General features: G+C 26.5%; 17 protein-coding genes and 1 tRNA gene. 1 reads left to right on the forward strand and 17 read right to left on the reverse strand.

Annotated features, from left to right (window positions below; genetic code table 11):
• Window positions 1–6: 6 nt before the first annotated feature.
• The 12 genes from mtaB to gpr form a co-directional block, all read right to left on the reverse strand.
• Window positions 7–1,311, reverse strand: coding sequence for a tRNA (N(6)-L-threonylcarbamoyladenosine(37)-C(2))-methylthiotransferase MtaB (gene mtaB / locus KQI36_RS02150; protein ID WP_216449456.1), 1,305 nt, complete (start codon window positions 1,309–1,311; stop codon window positions 7–9).
• Complete coding sequence (locus KQI36_RS02155) at window positions 1,311–2,060, reverse strand: 16S rRNA (uracil(1498)-N(3))-methyltransferase (protein WP_216449457.1); 750 nt, start codon at window positions 2,058–2,060, stop codon at window positions 1,311–1,313. The genes mtaB and KQI36_RS02155 overlap by 1 nt, the downstream gene beginning before the upstream one ends.
• A gap of 349 nt (window positions 2,061–2,409) precedes the next feature.
• Window positions 2,410–3,348, reverse strand: a complete 939-nt coding sequence (gene prmA / locus KQI36_RS02160; protein WP_216449458.1) for a 50S ribosomal protein L11 methyltransferase — start codon at window positions 3,346–3,348, stop codon at window positions 2,410–2,412.
• A 255-nt stretch (window positions 3,349–3,603) separates the two neighbouring features.
• The gene (gene dnaJ, locus KQI36_RS02165; protein WP_216449459.1) at window positions 3,604–4,728 is read right to left on the reverse strand and encodes a molecular chaperone DnaJ; all 1,125 of its coding nucleotides are present in this window, start codon (window positions 4,726–4,728) and stop codon (window positions 3,604–3,606) included.
• Between the two features lie 423 nt (window positions 4,729–5,151).
• Window positions 5,152–6,978 carry a molecular chaperone DnaK gene (dnaK, locus tag KQI36_RS02170; RefSeq protein WP_216449460.1) on the reverse strand — a complete coding sequence of 609 codons (1,827 nt, stop codon included), beginning with the start codon at window positions 6,976–6,978 and terminating at the stop codon, window positions 5,152–5,154.
• 20 nt (window positions 6,979–6,998) lie between these two features.
• Entirely contained in the window at window positions 6,999–7,601 is a 603-nt protein-coding gene (gene grpE / locus KQI36_RS02175) for a nucleotide exchange factor GrpE (RefSeq protein WP_026022202.1), read from the reverse strand.
• A 6-nt stretch (window positions 7,602–7,607) separates the two neighbouring features.
• Window positions 7,608–8,642 carry a heat-inducible transcriptional repressor HrcA gene (gene hrcA / locus KQI36_RS02180; RefSeq protein ID WP_026022203.1) on the reverse strand — a complete coding sequence of 345 codons (1,035 nt, stop codon included), beginning with the start codon at window positions 8,640–8,642 and terminating at the stop codon, window positions 7,608–7,610.
• 98 nt (window positions 8,643–8,740) lie between these two features.
• On the reverse strand, window positions 8,741–9,871 hold the full coding sequence (hemW, locus tag KQI36_RS02185) for a radical SAM family heme chaperone HemW (protein ID WP_216449461.1): 1,131 nt from the start codon (window positions 9,869–9,871) through the stop codon (window positions 8,741–8,743).
• A gap of 31 nt (window positions 9,872–9,902) precedes the next feature.
• A complete protein-coding gene (gene lepA / locus KQI36_RS02190) occupies window positions 9,903–11,711 on the reverse strand; it encodes a translation elongation factor 4 (protein ID WP_216449462.1) in 1,809 nt (602 codons plus the stop codon).
• Window positions 11,712–11,931: 220 nt separating this feature from the next.
• Window positions 11,932–12,180 carry a hypothetical protein gene (locus tag KQI36_RS02195; protein WP_216449463.1) on the reverse strand — a complete coding sequence of 83 codons (249 nt, stop codon included), beginning with the start codon at window positions 12,178–12,180 and terminating at the stop codon, window positions 11,932–11,934.
• Window positions 12,181–12,328: 148 nt separating this feature from the next.
• Window positions 12,329–13,408, reverse strand: coding sequence for a stage II sporulation protein P (locus tag KQI36_RS02200; protein ID WP_216449464.1), 1,080 nt, complete (start codon window positions 13,406–13,408; stop codon window positions 12,329–12,331).
• Window positions 13,409–13,714: 306 nt separating this feature from the next.
• Window positions 13,715–14,695: a GPR endopeptidase gene (gene gpr, locus KQI36_RS02205; protein ID WP_010292633.1), complete on the reverse strand. Its 981-nt coding sequence runs from the start codon at window positions 14,693–14,695 to the stop codon at window positions 13,715–13,717.
• 400 nt (window positions 14,696–15,095) lie between these two features.
• Here gpr and rpsT point away from each other — a divergent pair, with 400 nt between their 5' ends.
• Window positions 15,096–15,362, forward strand: a complete 267-nt coding sequence (gene rpsT, locus KQI36_RS02210) for a 30S ribosomal protein S20 (protein ID WP_010292636.1) — start codon at window positions 15,096–15,098, stop codon at window positions 15,360–15,362.
• A 77-nt stretch (window positions 15,363–15,439) separates the two neighbouring features.
• Here the strand turns inward: rpsT and holA are convergent, their stop codons facing one another.
• The 5 genes from holA to selB all read right to left on the reverse strand — a co-directional run bounded on the left by holA (window position 15,440) and on the right by selB (window position 21,739).
• Window positions 15,440–16,465 (reverse strand): DNA polymerase III subunit delta, encoded by a 1,026-nt coding sequence (gene holA / locus KQI36_RS02215; protein WP_342357367.1) that lies wholly within the window; start codon window positions 16,463–16,465, stop codon window positions 15,440–15,442.
• A gap of 189 nt (window positions 16,466–16,654) precedes the next feature.
• The gene (locus KQI36_RS02220; protein WP_216449466.1) at window positions 16,655–18,388 is read right to left on the reverse strand and encodes a ComEC/Rec2 family competence protein; all 1,734 of its coding nucleotides are present in this window, start codon (window positions 18,386–18,388) and stop codon (window positions 16,655–16,657) included.
• A 186-nt stretch (window positions 18,389–18,574) separates the two neighbouring features.
• Window positions 18,575–18,772, reverse strand: coding sequence for a PspC domain-containing protein (locus KQI36_RS02225; protein ID WP_216449467.1), 198 nt, complete (start codon window positions 18,770–18,772; stop codon window positions 18,575–18,577).
• 851 nt (window positions 18,773–19,623) lie between these two features.
• A tRNA-Sec gene (locus tag KQI36_RS02230) sits at window positions 19,624–19,720 on the reverse strand.
• A 111-nt stretch (window positions 19,721–19,831) separates the two neighbouring features.
• The gene (gene selB, locus KQI36_RS02235) at window positions 19,832–21,739 is read right to left on the reverse strand and encodes a selenocysteine-specific translation elongation factor (RefSeq protein WP_216449468.1); all 1,908 of its coding nucleotides are present in this window, start codon (window positions 21,737–21,739) and stop codon (window positions 19,832–19,834) included.
• Window positions 21,740–21,817: the final 78 nt, after the last annotated feature.

Consider the following 21,817-nt stretch of genomic DNA (forward strand, 5'->3'; position numbering starts at 1 on the left):
AATTTACTATTTTTCTACTATACCTACCATATTTTCTTTTTCTACTTCTAAAAGTTTAACTTCTAATATTTTACCATCTAATTTTTCTGCACTTTCTACTATAACTTTCATATAATTAGGCGTATATCCTATATAATGATTTTTTTTATTTTTCATTTCTTCCTCGAATAAGACTTTCATACTCTTGCCTTTAAACTTTTCCATAAACTCTTTTTCAAGATTTAAATTTAATTCTATAAGTTTTTCACTTCTTTGTTCTTTGATATTACCATCTACTTGAAGCATCATCTTTGCAGCCTTAGTTCCACTTCTTGGACTATACTTAAATACATGTATTTTAGATAATTTTATATCTTGCAAGAATTTATAAGTCTCTTCAAATTCTTTTTCACTTTCTCCTGGGAAACCAACAATTACATCAGTAGTTATAGAAACATTTTCTATGTACTTTCTTAGATTATTTACAACATGCTTATAATCTTCAGCATTATAATGTCTATTCATTCTTTTTAATGTAGCATTTGATCCACTTTGAAGTGATAAATGAAAATGAGGACAAAGTTTTTCTAAAGAAGTTATTTTTTCAATAACTCCATCTGTAAAAAATGTTGGATCAATAGAACCTATCCTTATTCTTTCTATACCTTCTATTTTATTTATCTCTTCTAAAACTTTAACTAAAGACCAATCATTGTCTAAATCCACACCATATGATGCAATATGAATTCCTGATAAAATAATTTCTTTAAATCCATTTGAAGCCAGTTGTCTTACTTCTTCTAAAATCAAATCTGGATTTTTACTACATACAGCTCCCCTAGCAAAAGGAATTAAACAGTATGAACAAAACTGATTACACCCATCTTGAATTTTTAAAAATGCACGAGTTTTATCCTGATATTCTTCTATTTTTAATTCTTCAAATTTTTTATTTTTTAATACATCATTTACTTCTACAAATTGTTTTTTTTCAGCTCTAGCTCTATTTACATAATAAACAATGTCCCCTTTATTTTTTGTGCCTAAAACTACATCTACACCTTCTATTTTAGAAATTTCCTCTGAAGCAATTTGAGAATAACAACCAACAACTGCTATTACTGCCTTTGGATTTTTTCTTCTTGCTCGAGAAATCATTTGACGAGATTTTTTATCTCCCATATTAGTAACTGTACATGTATTTATTACATAAACATCTGCTTCTTCATCAAAATTTGCAGTTTCATATCCCTCTTTTATAAATTTTTCCGTCATAGCTTCTGACTCATAAACATTAACTCTACACCCTAAAGTAGCAAAAGCAACTTTCATTATAAAACTCCTCCTAAATCAGCTAATTCGTACATTATAAGACTTAAAGCTGTAAATCCTGCTGTTTCTGTTCTTAATATTCTTGGCCCTAATGTAACTATATTAGCACCATTAGCTTTTAATTTTTCAATTTCTTCTTCTTCAAAACCACCTTCTGGTCCAATTACAATAGCTACATTTTTTATAGAATTTTTATCTAAATTATTTGTAAGCCTTTTGATTCCATATCCCTTTTGATTTTCATAGGGAACTACAATTAAATCCATATCATCTATCTTTTCTATAAGTTTCTCAAATTCTATTGGTTTATTTATACTTGGAATTAAACTTCTTTTACTTTGTTTGCAGGCTTCCAATGCTATTCTATTCCATCTATCAACTTTTTTAAATTCTGAGTCATTTTTAACAACTACTCTTTCCATTATTACTGGTGTTATAGATGCTATTCCTAATTCTGTATTTTTTTGAACTATTAAGTCCATTTTAGTTGACTTTGGCAACCCTTGAAACAAGTGCACTCTTACATCACTCTCATTATTTAGCTCACACTGTTCAAGTATTTTTGCTGTAACTTCTTTTTTATTAATATCTTCAATTACAGCCAAATATTCTTCACCTTCACAATTATTTATATTTATTTTATCTCCAATTTTTAATCTTAAAACTTTATATATATGTTTTACATCTTCACCATCTATTTTACATAAATCACAACATATATTTTCTTTATCTACAAAAAACTTATGCATTTTTTCACCACCGTTGATTAACTTTCAATAATATGTTTTTCACTTATATATAAATAATACTTTCATATAATTCCAATGATACAAATAAAAATACAAAGTATAGTTAAACTTTAAAGAATTATACAGAGAAACAAGCTTCCATCTAAATTAATTGAAAAATTTAAAAATGTTTCATATAAAATATAATTTTCAATTTAAAACATTTATCATTAAAGATTATTATTTTAAATATCTAACTTTTAAACTAATAATCTTTAAATTTAACTTATAACCCTATAACACTATTAAATTATCATTGATAATTATCTATATAAAAAATATAATATCTAATTAAGTGTTAAAATGCAACTTATATATTTTTAGCTATTACACAAGCCCATTCTCCATCATTAATAACTTCTACAACTTCAAATCCACATTCTTTCATTTTATTTTGAACTTCTTGTTGTTTGTCTAATATTATTCCTGAAGTTATAAAATACCCATTCTTATTTATAAATTTTTTGATTCCTTCTGTTAAAAATATTATTACATCTGCTATTATATTAGCTACAATAATATCAGCTTTTCCTTCCACAACTTCCATTAAATCTCCGTGTAAGACTTTTACATTTTCAATATCATTAAATCCAACATTATTTTTTGCTGAATCCACTGCTACTGGATCTAAATCTACTGCTATAACCTCTTTCGCTCCAAGTTTTGCAGCAGCTATAGCAAGTATTCCTGATCCTGTTCCTATATCAAATACTCTGCTATTACTTTCAACATACTTTTCTAAAGATTTTATACACATTCTAGTTGTTTCATGTGTTCCTGTACCAAATGCCATACCAGGATCTAACTCTACAATTAACTCATCATCTTTTGCATTATAATCTTCCCATATTGGCTTTACAACAATTTTATTTCCTATTTTAGTAGGCTTATAATATTTTTTCCAATTATTTTCCCAATCCTCTTCATTTACTTTTACCACATCAACAGTTCCTTCACCTTTATCAAAACCATATTCAGATAATTTTTCTACATTTTCTTTTATGTATTTTATATATTTTTCAAGGTTTTCATCTTGTTTATAGTATCCTTTTACTACAGCACCTTTTTTTATGTTTAATATTTTTTCATCAAAATAATCCCAATCACCAGGATTTTTTTTCTTAAACTCTACATCTTCAGAATCTATTATGGACACACCTTCAACCTCTGTACCATAAAATATTCCTGTTACTGCTTCTACAGCTTCACAGCTTGTTACAACTGTTATTTCAATCCATTCTTTACTCATAAAACTTTTCCTCCAATATTAATTATATTACATTTAAACCTGTATAAATTAATGTTATTTATATATTATTTAAATTATATTTTTGATTAAATATCTTTATCTATATATACTATCATAAATTTTAACCTTTTTTAAATAAATTAACCCTAAAATCATCCATTATATTTATATCTTCAATATCAATTAACCTATTATCAATTTAATTATTTATTTAAAAACAAAAAGAAACTTCTTACTTGAAGTTTCTCTTTCAATCTATTTTCCAAACCATTTTCTTTTAGTATGATGTTGTATTCCTTCACTAGACTCTTCACTAGCTTCCATAAACATATTAAGAGCTTCTCTTTGTTTTTCATTTAACTCTTTTGGAACATCTACTATAACTTTAACATACTGATCTCCACGTCCTGCTGAATTAACTCTTGGAACTCCCTTACCTTTTAATCTAAATGTTGTTCCCGGTTGTGTACCAGCTGGCACAACGTATTTAACATCTCCGTCAACTGTAGGAACTTTTATTTCTGCTCCTAATGCAGCTTGAGCAAAACTTACATGTGTTTCTATATAAATATCAAACCCTTTTCTTACAAATGTTTTGTGAGATTGAACCCTAATATTTATATATAAATCTCCTGCTGGACCACCATTTTCCCCAGCTTCGCCTTGCCCTCTTAATGGCATAACATTTCCATTATCTACACCTGCTGGTATATTTATAGTTATGTTTCTTCTTTTAGTTTCTTTACCTGTACCTCTGCAAGTTGAGCAAGGACTATCTATTACTTGACCCTTTCCTCCACAAACATCACAAGTTGAAGATGTAGCTATAACCCCTATTGGTGTCTGTCTTTGTACTCTTACTTGTCCAGTACCATTACATTTAGAACATGTTTTTGGAGCTGATCCATTACTAGCCCCTGATCCATTACAACTTTCACACTTTTCTTTTCTGCTTATTTTCACTTCTTTTTCTACGCCAAATACAGCTTCTTCAAAAGTAAGATTTATATTGTACTCAAGATCTGCACCTTTTCTCGGTCCATTTCTTCTTGATGAACTTCCGCCAAATCCACCAAAACCTCCGAATATATCGCCAAATATGTCTCCAAAGTCGAATCCACCAAATCCGCCTTCAAATCCACCAAATCCTTGACCATTAAAATCAGCTGTTCCAAATTGATCATATCTTTGTCTTTTTTCGCTATCTGAAAGCACTTGATATGCTTCGTTTAACTCTTTAAATTTTTCTTCTGCCTCTTTATCACCTGGATTCCTGTCTGGGTGATATTTTAATGCAGATTTTTTAAAAGCCCTTTTTATTTCTTCTTCAGTTGCACTTTTATCTACACCTAAAATTTCATAGTAATCTTTATTTGCCATTATATTAATTTCACCACCTATTATACTCTAACCTTTATAATATAAATTATATTACCTATTATTTCAACACTAATATAATAAAATTCCACTTTAACCGCATTAGTATGTAGTGCTTTTTATCAATTTTAAATTATTATATATATCTATTTTATTAAAACTTAATCAAAGCTGTTACCAATTTAAGTATATTTTATTAAATAAAAAATCAAATTAATGTTTATATTAATACACATTACTCAAATTGAGGGAAGAGCTCTTATGCTCATCCCCCTTTTTTGAGTAGTATTAAGCTAATTTTTTTAATAAATTTTAAAAAAGTTGATAGTTATGGTATTTATAATTAAATACTATTTAATTATTTGACTATACACACTCATAACTATCAACCTTTACTTTTTTAATCTTTTAAAATAAATTTGTTAATTAGTCTACTTTAAAATCTGTATCAACTACATTTTCATCTGCATTACCAGTATTTTGTTGTGGTTCAGCTTGAGCTTCTCCTTGTGCTCCTGCTTCTCCTTGATACATTTTAGAAGATACTGCATAGAATGCTTGTGTTAGCTCTTCTGTAGCTTTTTTAATTGCTTCTATATCTTCTCCATCTTTAACAGCTTTTAATGCATCTATCTTAGTAGTTATCTCTGATTTATCTTCTGCTGAAACTTTGTCTCCTAACTCACCTAATGTTTTTTCTGTTTGATAAACCATTTGGTCAGCATTATTTTTAACCTCTATAGCTTCTTTTCTTTCTTTATCTTGAGCTGCGAATTGTTCTGCTTCATCTACAGCTTTTTTAATTTCATCTTCATTTAAGTTTGTAGATGCTGTTATTGTAATATTAGCTTCTTTTCCTGTTCCTTTATCTTTAGCTGTTACATTTACAATACCATTAGCATCTATATCAAATGTAACTTCTATTTGTGGAATTCCTCTTGGTGCTGGTGCTATTCCTGATAAAGTAAATCTACCTAATGTTTTATTATCTGCAGCCATTTGTCTTTCACCTTGAACAACATGAATTTCAACAGATGTTTGACCATCTTGAGCTGTAGAGAATACTTGGCTCTTCTTAGTTGGTATTGTTGTATTTCTTTCTATTAATGGAGTTGCAACTCCACCTAATGTTTCTATTCCTAATGTTAATGGAGTAACATCTAATAATAGTAATCCTTCAACATCTCCTGTTAATACTCCTGCTTGAATTGCTGCTCCAACTGCAACACATTCATCTGGGTTAACTCCTTTTGATGGTTCTTTTCCTGTAAAGTTTTTAACAGCTTCTTGAACTGCTGGTATTCTTGTAGAACCTCCAACTAAAAGTATTTTGTCTATATCATTTATTGATAATTTAGCATCTGCAAGTGATTTTTTCATTGGCTCAATTGTTCTTTGAACTAAGTCATGAGTCAATTCATTGAATTTAGCTCTTGTTAAGTTTAGGTCTATATGTTTTGGACCTGTAGCATCTGCTGTTATAAATGGTAAGTTAATATTTGTTTGCATTGAAGATGATAATTCTATTTTAGCTTTTTCTGCAGCTTCTTTTAATCTTTGAAGTGCCATTTTATCATTTCTTAAATCAATACCATTTTCAGCTTTAAAACTTTCAGCTATATAGTTCATTATTTTTTCGTCGAAGTCATCTCCACCTAATTTAGTATCACCTGTTGTTGATAAAACTTCAAATACTCCGTCTCCAAGTTCTAATATTGATACGTCGAAAGTACCGCCACCTAAGTCATATACAAATATTTTTTGATTTGTATCCATTTTATCTAGACCATATGCAAGTGATGCAGCTGTTGGCTCATTGATTATTCTTTTAACATCTAAACCAGCTATTCTTCCTGCGTCTTTTGTTGCTTGTCTTTCACTATCATTAAAGTATGCTGGAACTGTTATAACTGCTTCAGTTACTTTTTCACCTAGATATGCTTCTGCATCAGCTTTTAATTTTTGAAGTACCATTGCAGATATTTCTTGTGGTGTTAAATCTTTTCCATCTATATTAACTTTATGACCTGTTCCCATATGTCTTTTTATTGATATTATAGTTTTATCTGGATTAGTTATCGCTTGTCTTTTAGCAACCTGACCTACTAATCTTTCTCCATCTTTCATAAAAGATACAACTGATGGTGTAGTTCTAGCTCCCTCAGCATTTGCTATAACAACTGGTTCTCCACCTTCCATAACTGCTACACATGAATTTGTTGTTCCTAAATCAATACCAATTACTTTTCCCATTATAAATTACCTCCTAATTGTTAGTTTGCTACTTTTACCATACTATATCTTAGTACTTTTTCACCTTTTTTGTATCCTTTTAAGAATACTTCTACTATTTGATTTGCTCCAACACTATCATTTTCTTCATGCATTACTGCATTATGATAGTTAGGATCAAATTCTCCATTTGTATCTATTTCTTCAACTTCTAATTTTTCTAAAGAAGTATTAAACTGTTTAACTGTCATTTCGATTCCTTTTCTTAAATCCTCTAAGTTAGAATCACATGATAAAGCACGTTCTAAATTATCTAAGACTTCAAACATTTCCTTTAAAACATCTTCATATGCATTTAAATATACATCTTGCTTTTCTTTTATTGTTCTTTTTCTATAATTATCGTATTCAGCAGAAATTCTTAATTGTCTTTCTTTTAACTCTTCTACTTCTTTCTTTAACTTTTCATTTTCTTCTTTTATTTTTTTTACATCTACTGGTTCAAAAGTAGTTTCTTTTTCTTTTGTATCACATTCACATTGATTTTCTGAACATTCATTTGTTTCATTCGTATGTTCATCTTTAATTTCATCTAGATTTTCATCTATATTATTCTTATTCAACTTTGCACTCCTCCATTCCATAGCTTTTTAAAACTTCTTATATATTTCTTCTATATTAAAGTTAAGCTCATCTACTAATGTATTTAAAATTCCTACTACTTTGCCATAGGGAATTCTTGTTGGACCTATAACTCCTATAGTCCCAAGTGGTATCCCATTGTAATTATAAGTAGCTGTTATAATACTACATTGCTTGGTATATTCATTAAAATTTTCTTTTCCTATACTTATCGCTAATCCATTTTCCTTATTTTGATCTAATAAATTCTTTACAAACTCATTATTATTTAAAAAATTCAAAAAATCTCTAGCTTTTTCTATATCATTATATTCTTGATAATTAAATATATTTGTTGAGCCTTTTATATATATTTTACTATTTTCTTCATTTATTAAAGTCCCATATAGTATAGGAATAATAGCATCTAAAATTTCTTCATTTCCTTTTAATTCTCTTTTAATATTTAAAAGAAACTCTAAAGAAATATCTTCAATGTTTATATCTCTTAGTTTTTCATTTAAAATATTATTTAACTTTAAAAGAGCACTGCTATCTATTGATTTTGTAATTTTAATAATATTATTTCTAATTACACCACTATTAGTTATCATAGTAGCTAAGACATTATTATTATCAACTAAAGACAGTTGAACATGTCTTAATGTACTTTTTCTAAGAGACGGAGCCTTTACTATAGATGTAAGTTTTGTAAGGTCTGATAAAATTTCAGTAGCGTTCATTATAATTCTATCTATTTCACCACAAGCCATATCAATTATAGATTCTTTAATTATAGCTTTTTCTTGTGATGTTAAATTAGATATTTTCATTAAATTATCTACATAAAGTCTATAACCTTTATCAGAGGGCTTTCTTCCTGAAGACGTGTGAAGTTGTTCTAAATATCCCATATCTTCTAAATCTGCCATCTCATTTCTAATAGTTGCAGAACTAATTCCTAAATCATATTTTTTAGCAATAGTTCTAGATCCTACAGGCTCACCACAAGTAATGTAATCATGGATAATAGCTTGTAGTATATAAATTTTTCTATCATCCATTTTCATATTATCACCTCTTTATTAGCACTCATTAACAAGGAGTGCTAATTACTACATTCTTAACATATCATTTTAATATTAATTTGTCAATACCTTTTTTACTTTTCTAATATAAATTCACACATTATACTATTTGACACTTCTATTCCTTTTTCTGTGAGGTATATTTTATTTCCATCATCATTTATCATTTTTAAATCTTTAAATCTATTAATAATTTCCCCATAAATTTCATATATATCCTTAGAAAATTTACACTGAAACTGCTTTTTGTTAATACCATCTATTTTTCTCAATCCTAAAAACATATATTCTTCAATGTCATCTTCTATTTTATTTTTTTTACTTTCTATTATTGCACTTCCATTTTCATTAATTTTTTTAATATATTTTTCTATATCACTTTCATTATAATATCTTCTTCCATCTACATAAGAATGCGAAGAACTTCCACAACCAATATAAGGTTTTAATTCCCAATACACTAAATTATGTCTACATTCTTTATTAGGTTTACAGAAATTTGAAATTTCATAATGATTATAACCGTTTTCTTTTAGTATCTCTAAAGTTTTTAAATACATTTCCCTTTCATCTTCTTCACATGGAAGTCTCAATTTATCATCTTCAAATAAACTATAAAATTTAGTATCTTCTTCTATTATTAAGCTATAGCAAGACAAATGTTCTGGGTTAAGTTTTATAACTTTTTTCAGTGTATATTCCCAATTTTCAATATCTTGATTGGGAAGTCCAAAAATTAAATCTATATTTATATTTTTATATCCACATTCTCGTGCTAATTTATAACTTTTTTCAAAATCTTCTACCGAATGTATTCTTCCTATACTTTTTAAAAGATTATCTTGATAAGCCTGAAGACCTATACTTAATCTATTAACACCCATACTTTTAAATAATTCTAATTTTTCTTTTGTGAATGTACCCGGATTTCCTTCTACTGTAAACTCAACATCAGGAGCTAAATTTAATTTCTCTATACTTTTTTTTATATATTTTAATCCATCTAAAGATAAATAGGTGGGAGTTCCCCCACCTATAAATACTGTTTTTATAATGTAATCTTTATCTATTTTATCTATTTCCATTCCTAATGCCTTAGAATACTCTAGCATTTTCCCGTCACATCCACTAAAAGAAGGAAAATCACAATAAAAGCACTTATTTTTACAAAATGGTATATGAATATATAATGATACATCTTTCATTTTGCATTCCTCCTTATAGCTTTTATTAAAATTAATCTATTTTAAGCACTGCCATGAATGCTTCTTGTGGAACTTCTACACTTCCAACTTGTCTCATTCTTTTCTTTCCTTGTTTTTGTTTCTCTAATAATTTTTTCTTTCTTGATATGTCTCCACCATAACATTTGGCAAGAACATCTTTTCTCATAGCTTTTACAGTTTCTCTTGCTATAATTTTTGAACCTACAGCTGCTTGAATTGGAATTTCAAATAACTGTCTTGGAATAATCTCTTTTAATTTTTCTGCCATATTTCTGCCTCTATGATAAGCTCTTTCTTCTGGAACTATCATTGATAAAGCATCTACAACATCTCCATTTAACATTATATCAAGTTTCACTAGTTTAGTTTCTTTATATCCTTTTAATTCATAGTCAAAAGATGCATATCCTTTAGTTCTTGATTTTAGTGCATCAAAGAAATCATATACTATCTCATTTAAAGGCATATCATAATTTATCACAACCCTTGTTTGATCAAGGTATTGCATATCTATAAATACTCCTCTTTTTTCTTGACATAATTCCATAATAGCTCCTACATAATCTGAAGGTGCTATTATAGACGCTTTCACCATAGGCTCTTCCATATAACTTATTTCTGATGCCTCTGGTAAATTTGTAGGATTAGTAATCTCTAAAAGTTCACCATTTGTTTTTGTAACTTTATAAATAACTGATGGAGCCGTTGTAATTATATCTAAATTAAATTCTCTTTCTATTCTTTCTTGAATTATTTCCATATGTAATAATCCTAAGAAACCACATCTAAATCCAAAACCTAATGCAATAGATGTTTCCGGTTCAAACGATAGTGCAGCATCATTTAACTGTAATTTTTCTAAAGCTTCTTTTAATGCTTCATATTTTGAACCATCTGCTGGATATATTCCACTAAACACCATTGGTATTGCTGGTCTATAGCCCTTCATTGGTTCTTTAGTAGGTCTATTTGCTTCTGTTATCGTATCTCCTGCTCTTGCATCTCCTACATTTTTTATAGCAGCACTTAAATACCCAACTTCTCCAGCTCTTAATTCTTTAACTGGCATTGGTGCTGGAGTAAATACTCCAACTTCTGTAACTTCACAAGTTTTATTAGTATTCATTAATTTTATTTTTGTACCTACTTTAACACTTCCATCAAAAACTCTTATATATGTAACAACACCTTTATAACTGTCATAATAAGAATCAAAAATTAATGCTTTTAATGGCGCTTCCTCATCACCAGTTGGTGCAGGTATTTTTTCTACAACTGATTCTAATACATCTTCTATATTTAATCCTGTTTTAGCTGATATTAAAGGTGCATCTTGTGCTTCTATACCTATAACATCTTCTATCTCTTGCTTTACTTCTTCCGGTCTTGCACTTGCTAAATCTATTTTATTTATTACCGGATCTATTTCTAAATCATTATCTAGTGCTAGATAACAGTTTGCAAGAGTTTGAGCTTGAATGCCTTGTGTTGCATCTACTATTAAAATCGCTCCTTCACAAGCTGCTAAACTTCTAGAAACCTCATAATTAAAGTCTACATGTCCTGGAGTATCAATTAGATTTAATATGTATTCTTTTCCATCTGCTTCTCTTTTATATACAAGTCTAGCTGCTTGAGCTTTGATTGTTATTCCTCTTTCTTTTTCTAACTCCATATTATCAAGTACTTGTGATTCCATTTCTCTTTGTGTTAATGTACCTGTTTTCTCTAGTAATCTATCTGCTAATGTAGATTTACCATGGTCTATATGGGCAACTATAGAAAAATTTCTTATATACTTTTGTCTGTCACTTTGCATGAATTTTACCCCCGTTTGTAATGGATATATAAATTTACTTTATATTATCAATTTTTTTACTACATTTAATTTTAAACATACTTTTATAAATAAATTATAATTATTCAGTTTAAATTATACCATACAACTTATTTAACTTGTCAATGCTATGTGTTAAACAACCTTAACTTTAGTTTTTTATAAATTTTATAAATTTTCTTTCTACTATCATTTTATATAATTAATTTATATTTTCTTTTATATTATTAAATATTAATTCAAAGCCATTTTGTAAATCATAAAAAAAATCGCTTTTAAACACTAATTGTTTTTCATTTAATTTTAATATTATTTTAGGCCTATCCTCATTACAAATTTCTATATTACTATTTTTTTTCACTATATCACTTGAATTTTTATTTATCATAACTGTTCCAATAATAATAGCTAACATACATAAAATTAGTATATTTTTTTCTTTTCTTCCCAAAATAGCACCTCCAATATTATAATAATTCACATTATGTATGTTTTTTATTCAAACATCAAAATGTAAAATTATATTTTAAAATTAAAATTTAAAATGCTCTATCAAAATAAATTTAACTTTTATTTTGATAGAGCATTTTATATTATTTTTATTTTGATAATCCTGCACTAATGGAATGAGCCAAATATTTCATACTAGCTTTTGCCTCATCAAGAGTATTAGTTGTAGATCCGACTTCAATTAATACTGCATTACTACTTAAATCTTGACTGTAATAAGTTATTCCTGTTGTATAAACATCATATATAGCTCTTCCTCTAAATAAGTCTGGGTATAATGTTTTAGATTCTCCTACGATGTTGTTCATTATTTCTAATTGGCTTGCATAATTTGGATTAGCCATTGCTGGCACAAACATTACCTTTGCTGTTGCTTCACCATTAATGTTTCCTGTAACATATTTTTTATCTACACCTGAATCTCTATGCAAATCTATAATCAAATCAAAGTTTCCATACTCGTTTAAATATTTTTTCATAGTTTCACGTGACTTATAATAAGCAGCATTATAATCCGGTAGGTCATGTGCAGTTGTATCATGTATAACAGTAAATCCTTGTGCTTGTAAATTTTTTGTAAGTTCTTCACCTACAGCAATTATATTTTGACTAGCATCCTTCTTACTTTGTTCTCCTGGTGAATAGGCTTCAGAAGAATGGCTATGATATATTAGTATTTTTTTATTTGCATTTTGGGCAGCGTTATTTTTTGGAACGGCACTTACTTCATTTTTATTTATATCACCTTCACCTAAATTAAAAGCGCTTATTTTATAGTCTTCTGCTTTTACCTGTTTTACTTGATTTTTATCAAAAAAGCCTAATTCTCCTTTAATAAGTTCTAAAATACTAAAAGATGATATACCTTTATCCTCTTCTCTTAGCATATTATTAGATGAAACACTTACGGTTGCCATACTATTATTTATAGCCTTTAAATATAAAGTTGTCTTTATACCATCACTACCATGACCCTCATATATAATAAAACTTTTAGGTAAAATTATCAGTAATGTAGCTACTAAAATTATAATTATAAATTTCATATATTTAAAATTCAATTTAACATTTTTCACATTTCCATATGATTTGCTACTAACATATCTTGAACTATATCTTGGGTTATACCTTGGATTATATCTTTTATATTTCTCCCTATTGTATCTCATTTCACCCTCCTGTTATTTGTATAAAATTTATATATAAAGATTATCTTTTATAATATTTAAATTTGTTTTCAAATTATTTAATTGAAAAAACTACTTCAACTCCGTAAAAATCTAAAATAATTATTATATTTTGTATTAAATTATTTTATTTAGATAACCTTTATAATCGCATAACTTGTCCTAAGTAACATTCCTTCTTTGTTTCAATCACTATAATATATGTTTAAGTTCTTTAAAATATAACAGCATAAAAAATCTGCCTTGAATAAAATTTACTTTTTATTTCAAAGCAGATTTTTAATATTTTTAATTTAAATATCTATCAATATCCTCTAATGTTAAAGCTGGCTGTAATGCTATATTTATACCATTGGCTATAATTTTTGATAGACAGTCCACTACCATATCTATATCTTTAGGTGTAACAACCATAGTCGCCATTTTTTCACCTAAAACTTGACCTATTAACACTTCTTTTTCATCTCTATCTAATGAATTCAAACTATTATAAAATTCACTACCACTTTTAGCTTCTTTCATTAAATCTTCTATTACTAATTCTATAGTATCATTAGCTAATGTTGCTGCATCTACAACTGTAGGAACACCTATAGCTATTACAGGAACACCTAATTCTTTTTCATTTAATGCCATTCTATTATTTCCTATTCCCGCACCTGGTGATATACCTGTATTTCCAATTTGTATTGTCCTATTAACTCTTTGAGTTTTTCTTGACGCTAAAGCATCTATACATATTACTACATTAGGTTTAACCCTATCTACAACACCTTTTACTATTTCACTAGTTTCTACACCTGTAATTCCAAGAACGCCTGGCGCTATAGCAGAAACTGGTATTATACCTTCATCTATACTATCAGGTACATATTCTTTTAAATGTCTTGTCACCATTAACTTTGATGTAACTTTAGGACCTAACGCATCTGGTGTAATATTCCAATTCCCTAAACCGACTACTAATGCAGTAGTTTTATCATTTATTTTTACTAATTTTGAAAGTTCTTTTGCTAAACTTTGACTTAAATCTTCTTTTGCTTCTACATCATAATAAACAAAGTCAGCAAATTCTAAAGTTACATAACTTCCTTTAGGTTTTCCAATTATTTTTTCTCCATTCTCATTTATAACTTTAACATGAGAAACCATAACTTGTTTATCAATATATTCTTCAACTTCCACACCATCTATTTCACGTTCTTCACTATTCTGTTCAGTATAATACTCCCTAGCTTCTAATGCTAAATCCGTTCTAATATTATTCACTGATATTCCTCCCTTAACCTTTTAACTTTTAATTGTAAAGCTAGTATTTATAATCTATTATTCTAAAATCATATGTTATTTTATTTTTTCCAAATAAAATATTAATATTCTTTAATTAATGTTTCTTAATTACAATTAAATAATTTAAATTTACAATGTATTTTTTTAACAATTAATATAAAGTTTAAAAATTTTATGTATTTTTATTATCAATGCTGTTATAATAAGATTTAGGGGTATTTATACATAAAATCAGTAATTTTTTCTAATTAACTTATAAAATTTACTTGAAGTGTAAAAAAATTAGTGATATAATATCACTTGTTGAATAAAAAGAACTCATACGCAGACTTCCCCAAAGCTGCTGAGACGTGATAAAAATACAAGGGGGTGAAGTGAAATGGCAAACATTAAGTCAGCAAAAAAGAGAATAAAAGTTACTAAAGCTAAAACTCTTAAAAATACAATGATAAAATCTGCACTTAAAACTAGAATTAAAAAGTTTGAAGTTGCAGTTGCTAACAAAAATGTAGAAGAAGCTCAAGCTAACTATACTGTAGTTGCTAAAGCTTTAGATATGGCTGCATCAAAAGGAATACTACATAAAAATAAAGCAGCTAGAAAGAAATCTAGATTAGCTACTAAATTAAACAATTTATCAGCTTAATAAACAAACCGGTTTTTACCGGTTTTTTTATTTTACTTCATATAAAAAATAACTAATCCTTAAAGATTAGTTATTTTTTATATCATAGAATTTATAATAAAGAATTCTAACTGTATTCTATTATTAGTTGTTAAACTTTTTATATTACCTTCAACTTCTAATGCCAACTCTAAATTTTTCTTAAGTTTTTCCAAAGTAAACTTCTTGCTTTGACCTATCATTTTTTCAGCTATATATGGATGCAATCTAAATTTTCTAGATATATTTTCAATAGATTCTCCTTTTTCACTGCTTACCCTTACAGACAACAGTAATCTAAATTGCCTTTGTATCATATATAATATAGACGTTACCTCTTGTCCTTTATAAATCAATTCATTTAATACATCTATGGATTTTTTTATATTCTTTTGAGAAATATAATCCACTAAATTAAAGATGTCATTTTCATTTTTTTGAGACATTAATAATAAAATGTCTTCTTTAGTTATGTTTCTTCCTTCACAATAACAACAAAGTTTTTCTACTTCATTATTTATAATATTCATATTACCTTCTACTAAACTACAAAAAAAACTCAACTCAGATTTATCTATTTTTTTACCTTTACTCTCAAAAACTTCCTTTGCCTTAAAATATAAGTTATTTCCCTTTACTTTATCCACCTTAATTAATACACCATTTTTTTCAAGTTTTTTAACTTTACTACTAGGTTTATCTCTATCACTTTTGAATATATAATACATTATTAATGTTGTATATGGTGGTAAACTTTGTGTATATTTTAAAAGCTTATTAAAATCTATTGTCTTTTCATCATCTACAGATTTAGCATCATCTAAAAAATTTGCTCTAAAAACTTCAACAACTTTTTGCTCACCCATAAAAGGCATAGTTTCACAGGCATTTACTATAATATCATTATCTACTTTTCTTCCATCTAATCTTATAAAATTGAATTCTTTAAAATCTTCTCCAACTAAACTTTTTGATATTTTTTCTATAGACTGTTTTATTAAATTTTCGTCAGAACCACAAAATACATATAAATTTTTCAACACACCTTTTTTTATATTTGTTTCAAATTGAACTAAATTAATCACCGTTTTTCCCTTACCTTTCATAGAAAGAATGTATAAATTAAAGCTTAGATACCTAAAATAGTGAAACATGCTTCAACTCACTTCAAATTCAATACTATATTTTACATAAAACAAATTTAAATAGAGACCTGTTTCCTATTATAACTATATATTATAATTTATTTTTTTATTTTACAATAACTCTTTACTTTAATAATATATTTTTACTATATCATCATTTATAATCTTATACTTTCCATATATAGTTCCCTTTGGTTTATATTTATCATCTTCAACTAATTCTACAATATTATATTTATCTATATTATCTTTACTATAATTTTCTTTCTCAGTTATAAATATATTTTTATTTTTATAAGATATTATTAAGTCTAAATACCCATAATTATTTATAGCTTTTATTTTATATTTCTCATCTAATTTTAAACTTTCCTCACAATCTATTTCATCATAAATTCTATATACATCTATTGGTTCTTTTATTTTTGAAAGTTTTACTAACTTGTTGCTTAAAATAACATTTTTCATTTTATAATTAATATTTATAGTAGTTCCATTTTTAGTCTTTATATAGTGTATATTAGGATAAAAGGAATATTGGCTTATAATTGTTATCATAAGCATTATAGCAGGTATATACTTACTATTTTTATAACCACTTTTATAGAATATATAAGAGCAGTACATAGATAAAATAGTTAAAGATGCAATATATCCTACATTATATATTTGATTAAAATCTTTTATTAAAAATCCTTCAAATGTATTTATACATAATAATAATCCTTTTAAAAAACTTAAAAATAAAATATTTACTTTAGGAATATAAATAGCAAATAAAAACATATTGCTTACTATTATTAAAATTGTATAAAACGGAATTAGCAAACAATTCCCTACTATACCATTTAAATTTAATGTACCAAAATTAAAAGCAATATATAACATTGTAAAAGTAGAGGCTGATAATGTAACAACTATTGATTGTCTTAATAGCTTAGGCAAAAAGTATAATGTTTCATCAAATTTTTTATTCATTACAAAGATACCTAATACTGATAAAAATGATAAATTAAATGCTGGACTTAAAATATAGTATGGATTCATTGTTATAACTATTATAAACGCTAATGCTAAACTATTTATCCCATCATAATTTCTATAAACCTTTTTTGATAATACAAAAATACAAATCATTATAAAAGCTCTAAGTGTAGAAGCTGTATAACCTATAACTGTTATATACATAAATGTAATTACTATAGAGATTTTATATCCTAATAGTTTTTCCATACATTTATATATTAACGCAATATGAAATCCTGAAACTGTAAGTATATGTACAACTCCTAAAGTATTCATACTATTTTTCTTTTCATATTCTAAATAGGATTTATCACCTAAAGATATAGCCATAACAATTGATGCTAAATCTTTATCATACTCTGCAACTTTATTATAACAATTAGTTTTTATATTATAAATTTTTGTTACAATATCCTGTTCTTTTTCTACTTTTCTTACTTTATAAACTCCTAAAATACCATTTTTATAATCTAAATCTTTTATATAATATCCTTTTGCATTAAATAGTTGTCCTAATTTTAAATTATCCAAGTTATTACCTTCTAAGGATATTTTTCTTCTTTCTACCTTAGCTATAACTTTGCCATTATTATTTTCAATAATTCTACCTTGAACAGATTGTCCTAGTTCTGCAGTAAAATACATATTATATGAAACAAATCCTATAAAAATAAAAGCTAGTACAAAGAAAAAATACTGCTTTTCTAATTCAATATAAGATATTATTAAAAAAATTAATAATATACAAAATATAAAATAATTATTTTGCAACAAAAGTAATGCTGAAAAATTACCTATAAATATACATATAGCATAAAATATTAATGGTCTTTCCATATAATCACCTATTATTATTTTTATAGAAATTATAGCCATATAATTGATATTTTATCCATTCTATTGAATATATAAGAAAGCATAATGGAATTTTAAATTAGTTTAGAGTAAATAAATACTTTTTAAACATATAATAAGCTTAAAAGATATAAATTTTCATAAATCCATATCTTTTAAGCTTGTTTTTTACTCTGGTTCTTTCTCTAGTGCTATATCTAATATTAAATACACAATAATTCCAGATCCCCCTAATAAAATAGTTAATGTAAATAAAATTCGAATCCAACTAGCATCTATTTCTAATGAATTTGCTATACCTGCACATACCCCATCTATCTTTTTATTTTCCCTAGATTTATATATAGGTTTTTTGAAAAACTCCATCATCTTCACCTCCAGTTATACATAATTCTAGATTTCTCCTTATTTATGTAGTGTTATATACTCTATACTTACTTTTATTATACTATTTTATTCTTCTATTGTACCCTAAATATTCTCTACATTATTTTTTATAAAAATAAACCTTATATAATAAACATAAGGTTTTAGATTATCTTTTATATAAAATTTTATACATTAACTTAAATATTACTATTTATATATTTTTACTCAATTTATAAGTCAAATCTTCTGTTGTTTTCCTACATTCTTACTAAATTTTAAATCTAAAAGTATAACAAATAAATTCTGTATCTGTGAATACTCTGTTCAAAATTGTTTTAATTTCTACAGCCATATCTTTAAATAATCTTTTCATAAATTTCAACTCCTAATACTTGTTTTAGAAATCATACTTTTTAATATTTTTAGCAAAATTTTAGTAACTAGTTTATTAATTACTTTATACTTTTTTAATGATACTAAAAATACTTTTCATTTGATTTTAAACTTAAGTACATTAAATTAAATTTTAATTTACAAAAAATAATATGTTACCTTAGTATATATTTCAAAGTTAATGATTCAGTTCCTTTTTTATATTAAAATTTTAATAAATAGGTTACATTTTAAATATATACTAATATGATACATAATAGATTTTTTAAATTATTTATACATTATATGACATAACTGTTTTATTATATTATAATTCATCTTTGTACATATTTTCAGGTTTTAAAACAATTCACTCTAAATCTTCTATCTCATAAGAAACTAATACTTCTAAAATTTAAATAAATATAAAAAGACTTATATAACCTTAAGATTATATAAGTCTGTATATACTTATTTGGCGGGAATATGTGGGAATCGAACCCACCCGTCGTGGTCTTAGCACGGCAACACGGTTTTGAAGACCGGCAGGCACACCAGCACCTATCTACTCCCAGAATATTTGTTTTTCAAATAATTATTGACACATCTATTATTATATCAAATTTTTCACATAATTCAACACTTTTTTTATGTTTCTAATAATTTATGTGTCTTTTTATAATTTTAATATAGAATTCTGTCGTCTTCTATCCTTTTAGTGAATTTTATGCCATCAAAATGTTCTAACATAGCAACTGCATATTTTCTATTAGTTTCAAATAAATCTCTTGTTGATGATGCACTTATAGATCCATTTTTTTCAATATATTCTTTTAGCATAATTTTGGCTTTATCATAATTTCCCTTTTCTATTATACACTCTTCATTGAGTTTTACCAACAACTCTTGATCAAGTAAAGATTCAAATACCATTTTAAAGTTATTTTTATCTTTTTCATTTAAAGCCAAATCACTATACTTGGGACAATTATATTTTGTTTCTTTATATGACTTTATCAATGTTTCCTTAATTCTTTGTTGTTCTTTATTATATTCAACTTTAAAATTAAACAAAGATATAAATTTAGAATTTACTTTTATTATATTTCTATCTTGTAAAAGATTTAAAATTTCATCATAATTTTTTTGTTTTAAAGCTTTACCAAAAACCTTATTTTTTATTTCCTCTTTTGACATTCCAAATTTTAAAGGGTTAATCTTATGAAACTCTACTAATTTTTCTTCTATTATATTTATCTTATTTTTTAAAAACTCTTTATGAACATATATATTATTTTCTGATGCTTTAAGTTCTATTATAATTTTATTTTCAACTAGTTCTTCTATTTTTTCATCAATATTTTCTAAATTTTTTCCAAGTGATTTTAATATATTAGCTTTATTAGGATATGTGCTACTTAATTGACTTATGACATTTTCTAATATGCTTTCTGATTTTCCACTCTCTTTAATTTTTAATTCTTCTATATACTTTTCATCAAATCTTTTAGCTTTTTTAGCTACTGGCTCTATTATTGATCCACCTGCTATTGTAAACATAGGAGAATAGCTTCTAAGTACGTATCTATCATTACGTTGTGCTGTTATTTGTTTTTCTAACCTCAATTGAACGTATCCACTTTCACCTGGTTTAAGCTCATCTTTGTCTAATATAATTACTCTACAAAGTACTTCTTCTGTACCATGGTAAAGTCTAACTCTTTGTCTATTTACCAATGGTTTTTCTGCACTTTTTAAATAATATAAATTACAATCTATATTGTAAGAAGGTTCCATTATATTTTCTTTTGCTATAACATTTCCTCTTGACACTTCTTCTAATTTTATATTAGAAAGGTTTATTGCACATCTTTGTCCCGCTTCTCCTATTTCACATGGTTCATCGTGAATCCTTATACCTCGTACTTTAGTTATTATTTTAGATGGATATATTTCTATACTATCCCCAACTTTAACACGTCCACTTATTACTGTTCCTGTAACAACAGTACCAAATCCTTTTATGGTAAATACTCTATCTACTGGCAATCTAAAATGTCCTTCTGTATCTTTTGGATTTACTTCACTAGTAAGATTTTCTATATCTTCAATAAGAGCTTCAAACCCTAATTTTGTTTTAGATGATACTTCATGGATTGGAGCATTTTCAAGGAATGTACCCTCAAATTCTTTTTTTATATCTCCTTTTATCATCTCTATCCATTCATCATCAACTAAATCAGCTTTAGTAAGTACAATTATTCCTTTCTTTACATTTAAAAGTTGTAGTATTTCTAAATGTTCTCTAGTTTGTGGCATAATTCCTTCGTCTGCTGCTATAACCAATAAAACAACATCTATGCTACTTATTCCTGCTAACATATTTTTTATAAATTTTTCATGGCCCGGAACATCAATTATTCCTGCTCTTTTTCCTGATGGTAAGTCAAAATATGTAAAACCTAAATTAATAGAAATCCCTCTATCCTTTTCTTCTTTTAAAGTGTCAGTTTCTCTTCCTGTTAACGCTTTAATCAGTGTTGTTTTTCCATGGTCTATATGACCTGCAGTTCCTATAATAACATGTTTCATAACTAACATCCTTTCAAATTAAATTTTAAAAAGACATTGGCCTACCTTATTTAATAAAATAGACCAATAAACCCTAAA

The organism is Clostridium senegalense, from assembly GCF_018916625.1.
In the GTDB taxonomy this organism is placed as follows: domain Bacteria; phylum Bacillota; class Clostridia; order Clostridiales; family Clostridiaceae; genus Clostridium_J; species Clostridium_J senegalense.

Excerpts from the sequence above, each read along its gene's own strand:
- selB (WP_216449468.1), bottom strand. The coding sequence starts at position 21,739 with ATGAAACATGTTATTATAGGAACTGCAGGTCATATAGACCATGGAAAA.
- grpE (WP_026022202.1), bottom strand. The coding sequence starts at position 7,601 with ATGGAATGGAGGAGTGCAAAGTTGAATAAGAATAATATAGATGAAAAT.
- dnaK (WP_216449460.1), bottom strand. The coding sequence starts at position 6,978 with ATGGGAAAAGTAATTGGTATTGATTTAGGAACAACAAATTCATGTGTA.
- prmA (WP_216449458.1), bottom strand. The coding sequence starts at position 3,348 with ATGAGTAAAGAATGGATTGAAATAACAGTTGTAACAAGCTGTGAAGCT.
- KQI36_RS02155 (WP_216449457.1), bottom strand. The coding sequence starts at position 2,060 with ATGCATAAGTTTTTTGTAGATAAAGAAAATATATGTTGTGATTTATGT.
- hrcA (WP_026022203.1), bottom strand. The coding sequence starts at position 8,642 with ATGGATGATAGAAAAATTTATATACTACAAGCTATTATCCATGATTAC.
- KQI36_RS02220 (WP_216449466.1), bottom strand. The coding sequence starts at position 18,388 with ATGGAAAGACCATTAATATTTTATGCTATATGTATATTTATAGGTAAT.
- KQI36_RS02225 (WP_216449467.1), bottom strand. The coding sequence starts at position 18,772 with ATGGAGTTTTTCAAAAAACCTATATATAAATCTAGGGAAAATAAAAAG.
- mtaB (WP_216449456.1), bottom strand. The coding sequence starts at position 1,311 with ATGAAAGTTGCTTTTGCTACTTTAGGGTGTAGAGTTAATGTTTATGAG.
- hemW (WP_216449461.1), bottom strand. The coding sequence starts at position 9,871 with ATGAAAGATGTATCATTATATATTCATATACCATTTTGTAAAAATAAG.
- dnaJ (WP_216449459.1), bottom strand. The coding sequence starts at position 4,728 with ATGGCAAATAAAGATTACTATGAAATTTTAGGTGTAGATAAAAGTGCA.
- rpsT (WP_010292636.1), top strand. The coding sequence starts at position 15,096 with ATGGCAAACATTAAGTCAGCAAAAAAGAGAATAAAAGTTACTAAAGCT.
- lepA (WP_216449462.1), bottom strand. The coding sequence starts at position 11,711 with ATGCAAAGTGACAGACAAAAGTATATAAGAAATTTTTCTATAGTTGCC.
- KQI36_RS02200 (WP_216449464.1), bottom strand. The coding sequence starts at position 13,408 with ATGAGATACAATAGGGAGAAATATAAAAGATATAATCCAAGGTATAAC.